7 protein-coding genes are annotated in these 4,235 nt (G+C 68.9%); all 7 read right to left on the reverse strand.

From position 1 onward, the window contains the following. On the reverse strand, window positions 1–433 hold a 433-nt coding region (locus tag AC3DEV_RS16625; RefSeq protein ID WP_488372803.1), incomplete at its 3' end, for a phage major capsid protein. A 129-nt stretch (window positions 434–562) separates the two neighbouring features. Further along, window positions 563–1,033: a hypothetical protein gene (locus AC3DEV_RS16630; RefSeq protein ID WP_488372804.1), complete on the reverse strand. Its 471-nt coding sequence runs from the start codon at window positions 1,031–1,033 to the stop codon at window positions 563–565. Then, window positions 1,026–1,265, reverse strand: coding sequence for a hypothetical protein (locus AC3DEV_RS16635; RefSeq protein WP_488372805.1), 240 nt, complete (start codon window positions 1,263–1,265; stop codon window positions 1,026–1,028). Before AC3DEV_RS16635 ends, AC3DEV_RS16630 begins: the two co-directional genes overlap by 8 nt. Continuing rightward, window positions 1,262–1,441: a hypothetical protein gene (locus AC3DEV_RS16640; protein WP_206474658.1), complete on the reverse strand. Its 180-nt coding sequence runs from the start codon at window positions 1,439–1,441 to the stop codon at window positions 1,262–1,264. Before AC3DEV_RS16640 ends, AC3DEV_RS16635 begins: the two co-directional genes overlap by 4 nt. 112 nt (window positions 1,442–1,553) lie before the next feature. Then, window positions 1,554–1,829 carry a WhiB family transcriptional regulator gene (locus tag AC3DEV_RS16645; protein WP_488372806.1) on the reverse strand — a complete coding sequence of 92 codons (276 nt, stop codon included), beginning with the start codon at window positions 1,827–1,829 and terminating at the stop codon, window positions 1,554–1,556. Between the two features lie 14 nt (window positions 1,830–1,843). Continuing rightward, on the reverse strand, window positions 1,844–3,532 hold the full coding sequence (locus tag AC3DEV_RS16650) for a DNA primase family protein (protein WP_488372807.1): 1,689 nt from the start codon (window positions 3,530–3,532) through the stop codon (window positions 1,844–1,846). Continuing rightward, on the reverse strand, window positions 3,529–4,235 hold a 707-nt coding region (locus AC3DEV_RS16655), incomplete at its 5' end, for a bifunctional DNA primase/polymerase (protein ID WP_488372809.1). The genes AC3DEV_RS16650 and AC3DEV_RS16655, both read right to left, overlap by 4 nt.

Genomic DNA, 4,235 nt, shown 5'->3' on the forward strand with positions numbered 1-4,235 from the left:
TCGCGGTGGCGGTTGCGGTGAGGCTGCCGAGTCCGGCGGGGGCGGGGCTGGCGAGGCTGCCGAAGAACGCATCGTCAACCTTGCGGGCCATGCTGCGGGCCAGTCCCTCGCCAACGATCTGGGCGGCGGCGGGGCTCGAGTCCTCGGCAAGCTCACGCGACAGGATGGTCAGGCCGGCGACCTTGGCCGGGGTGACGATGATCTCGTCGATGCTGGGATCGTCCGGGGTGATCTCGGCGCCCTCGGAGACCCACGCGGCGCCGGCGTCCTCGGTGACGACCGGGACGTGAAAGTTGGTTCCGGTGGTGCGGACGGTGGCGGCGACGGTGGGGTTGAACGCGAGCGCGGCGCGGGTGACGGGTTCGACGATGAGCGGCCCGTACTGCTCGGGCAGGATGCCGCCGACGTCGGAAGTGCTGGTGTAAAGAGCCATGAGGCTGTGCCTTCCAGGAGTGCGTGAATGGGTTTCCCTGGTCCGGTCCTGCCGGTCCCTTGGTTGCCCTCCTGGGGCTGCGGTGACGGCCCGCGCTGCCCGCTGGGTGGTGGGCCGTCACCGTTGATTCTACCCTCTGCCGGGGCGGATCACGTCGGACCATGAGGCTGTGACGGTGTCCCCGGTTGCGGTGGCGCCGGATGCTCGCCCGCCCCGCCTGTATCCCTGCGGTTTGATGCCGAACCGGTCGCGGGTGGCGCGGACAGCCTCGGTGACGGCGTCGAGGTCGAGCCGGCCGGTGTCGTCGACGAGGGTGTCGAGGTCCGGTTCCGCGGCCCAGAACGCATCCGACTTGATGCCGAACCGTGAGACCTCGCTTTCGACGAGTGCCCGCCGTAGGTCGGTGACGTGGGCGGCGAGCTCGTCGGCGCGGGCGGTCGCTTGGTCGCGTGCCGCCTCAGCTTCCTTCGCCCTGTGCCTGAATTTTGCGGCCTCGCGGTTGCGGTTGCCGGGCTCGTCGTCGTGCTGGTCCACGTCGGGCGCCTGGTCCTCGAGGACAGTGTCGGGGGCCTCGAGGGTGGGGTCGGTGGTCTCACTCATGGTGGTTCCCTTCTGGGGGTTCGATGCCGAGTAGCAGCGGGCTAACGGCGAGGGTTTCGGTGGTGGTGGTGACGCCGTTGGCGTCGAGTTCGGTGACGGTCACCTCGGTGTGCCCGGCGAGTTCCCAGCCGGTTGAGAGGTCGACCCGGTCGGTGGCCGGTGGCCGGGTTCGGCGGTCGGCCCGGTCGGCGATGAGCCGGCGCAAGTCGTTGATGTCGTGCTCGTCGGTCATTCGGTTCCCTTCTCGACGGTGTCGACGAGGGCGTCGGCGAGCCGGCGGGCGTCCCTCGGTGACAGGTGGACATGCACGTTGCCGACGGACAGGCGGGCGCCCTTGCTGGTGGGTTCGACGTTGAGGTCGGCGAACCGGGGGGCGATCCTCACGCGGGTGATGTGGCCGGTCATCATTTCTTCCCCTTGCGTCGGCGGCGGCGTCGGTCGCGGGCCTTGTGGGTCGGCCAGGTGTCCCCGTTGCGGACCGGTGCCCGGTACATGGCAATGAGCCTGAGCTTGTAGTCGTTCACTGGGCGGTTCCCTTCTGGTGGATGCGGACCCGTCGGCCGCGGTGGTCGAACGTCATTCCGGCCCAGGTGCCGGTGCGGTCGGATGCCCGCATGTTCATGGCGGTTTCGTGGCACCGCTCGAGGACCGGGCAGACACCGCAGATCGCTTTGGCGTACTCGTTGCGCAAGGCGTAGAGGTCTGCGGGTTCCTTCTCGCCCTTCGGATCGAACAGGTCGTGCTCTCCCGTACAGGCGGCGCCCTCGAGGCGGTAGTCGACAATGTCGGCGAGCATCTTGGTTAGTGGGTTCACAACGTCTCCGGTCCGTCGCTCGAGCAGGCCGCGCAGATGGTTGCGCCGCCGCGATAGATCGGATTTCCGCACTCCGAGCACGCGGGGCGGGCGCCTTCGGGACGAGGGGGACGGGGTGGTTCGGAGGTTGAAACACTCTGACTCTCGTGAGAATCGCCGGGGTACCCTGTCCCCCTTGTCCCACCTGCGGTTTTGGCGGCCTTTTCTTGCTCTTGGGCGTCGTCGGTGCTCGAGCGGAATCTCACCCCGTGCCACGCCCGGTAGCGCGCCGGCGTGGTCGATCCGAGGTCGCCCGGTGGGCGGGATAGTCCAGTCTCGGATGAGTAGGTGCGCCGGTACTCGATGCCCGATTGGGCGATCTCGTCGTGGTGACCGAACCGGGCGGCGAACGTCTGGTCGGACCACGATTTGTGCCCGCGGGCGGTGAGCCATTCGGTGAAGGTGCCGAACAGGTCTTTGGATAGGACGTGGTGGTCCCGGTCGATGACGAGGTGGTCGTCGAGGAATCCGAGGATGAGGTCGGAGTCGGTGCGCCACCGGCGGGTGTCGGCGGCGATCCGGTCCGGTGCCGGCGGGAGGATCTGCCCCGCCTCGTACCAGCGGCGAGCACCGGCGACGATCCAGCCCAGAATGGCCTCTAGTTGCCCCTCTCGCCCGCTCTTGAGTCGGTCCCGAAGGGTTGGGTCCCCGTGCCGGTCCCAGGACCCCAGAAGCGGTTTACCGGGCGCCCTGTAGGTGATCTGGAACCGGACCAGGGCCAGGCGCCGCCACGTACCGTGATCAACCTCGTCGATCCTCGGGACGTAGTTCGATGCGAGCACCAGCGAGTGCGTGGGGTGCCAGCTCACGGTGTCCTTGGCGATGTAGCGAGCGGACATCGGATCGGTCCCCAACGTGTCCTTGAGCCTCTTCACGGACAGGTGCCGCGCCTCGGGGGTTTCCTCGATCACGGCCAGGCGTGCGCCTCGCAGCTGCATGAGTTCCGTGGGGTGGTCGCGGGGATCAGCCAACAGGACGCGCTCGGGTACGGCGACGGCGTAGTCGCCAAGTGCCCGCATGATCGACGCGAGATAGGTCGACTTGCCGTTCGCCCCGCCGCCCTGCAAGACCGGCAGCACGTCGTCGGGGGTGGGATGCCCGGTGGCGGCCTGCCCGATCCGCTGGTGCATCCACGCGGCATCCTCGGCGGGTAGTGCCTCGAGGGCGGTGTCCCAGTCGGGGTGCCGGGCATCGTGTCGGTACTTGATCGGGGTGACGCGGGTGAACAGTAGGCCGGGATCATGCGGCCCCAGCTCTCCGGTGCGCAGGTCCACGACCCCGTTTCCGACGTTGAGCAGGTCGGGGTGTTGGTCGAACTGGTCGGCGTCGACCTCGCATATCCCGCGGGCCAACGTGACGATGGCGCGTATCCGGTTCGCGGAGAACAGTGACGAGATTTTGCGTAGGCGGTCTACGTCGGCGCCGGCGTGCGCCTCGCCCGCGTGGAAGTCGATCACCGCTTTACGCACGGTCTCGCCGACGGAAGCATCGGATGCACGCTCCCACCGCCGCCCATCATATTTTTGCCAGCCCAGACCAGCGGCCCACAGGTAGCGGCCGGCGAGGGCGTCGTCGGCGATCCTCTGGGCCATGTGGGCATCGTCGAGGGGTTGGGTGTCGGTGGTGGCGGGTGCGTTGGGGATCATGCGCCGGCCCCCGTCCTGCCCAGCGCGGATGCGATGGTGCGGTCGATCTCCCGGTCGTCGAGTCCGGCCAGCAACGCCGATGCGCGTAGGTCGTCCCACACGGCATCGGGGGCGTTTTCCTCGGCGGCCCGGCAGGCGGCCCAGAACAGCATGTTGTTGCGGTTGCCGGGGGTGGCCTCGGCAACCGTGGCGATGAGTCCACCGGGCACCGTGCCTGCCTTGCCCCTGCGGGGTCGGGGTGGGTCTCGGCGTACCCGCGCATGCAGGTGAGCCGGTAGCGGGGTGACGGGGTGGTCGTTGATCCACTCGTATCGGCCACCGTCGGGGTGAACGCTCGGGGCGGCGACGATGTACCCGGAATCGGTCTTTACGTCGATCCCGTCAGCGCCGCGAACCTTGCCCACCGTGGGGCCTTGGTAGCGGTACACCAGGTGCCAGCCACCGCCACCGGTGCGTGCGGCCCAGGTGTCAGTCAGCGGCCCCAGCGCGTCGAGAGTGCCCCCGTGGCGGGGGTCGACGTCGATGACGATGACACCGGGCACCGGGCGCAACCCGACGTTGTAGTCGGTGCGGCCGGCGAACATGCGCCGGATGCGGGCGGGGTCGACCGTGGCGTCGTCTTTGCCGCGAGATCCTGCGAGCGGCGCCTTGGATCGGGGCTGTAGGGGGAACACCGGCCAGCCGGCCGCGGCGTACTCGAGGG

The organism is Dietzia sp. IBK-p2-15D (genome assembly GCF_057773105.1).